We start from the raw sequence: 261 nt of genomic DNA, 5'->3' as shown, positions 1-261 counted from the left end.
GCGCCCGTATCATGGGCGGACCCTCACACTGCCCAAGACCCATGTGCCCCGGCGGCGGCTGTGCATGCCGGCGACGACCGACTACTGGGTCAACGATGCGAATGCGGAGCCGCTGCTGTTCATCACGGCGCCAGCCAACGAGGGACTGCTGGCGATGATGGAGCAGGAGTTGTTGCCCCAGATCCGCACGCTGGTGGGCGACGAGCGCCGGGTGACGTTGATCTTCGACCGCGAGGGGTGGAGCCCGAAGACCTTCCGGAC

Annotated in this window: 1 protein-coding gene; it reads left to right on the top strand. The window is 67.0% G+C overall.

Going from position 1 to position 261, the window contains the following annotated elements; genetic code table 11:
* Positions 1-64 precede the first annotated feature (64 nt).
* The coding region (locus L9G74_RS21085) for a putative transposase (RefSeq protein WP_238898711.1) at positions 65-261 on the top strand (197 nt) is incomplete at its 3' end.

The organism is Shewanella electrica (genome assembly GCF_022321485.1).
GTDB lineage: Bacteria > Pseudomonadota > Gammaproteobacteria > Enterobacterales > Shewanellaceae > Shewanella > Shewanella electrica.
The sequence above is the reverse complement of the archived record's forward strand: the minus strand, read 5'-3'. Positions and strand labels throughout refer to the sequence as shown.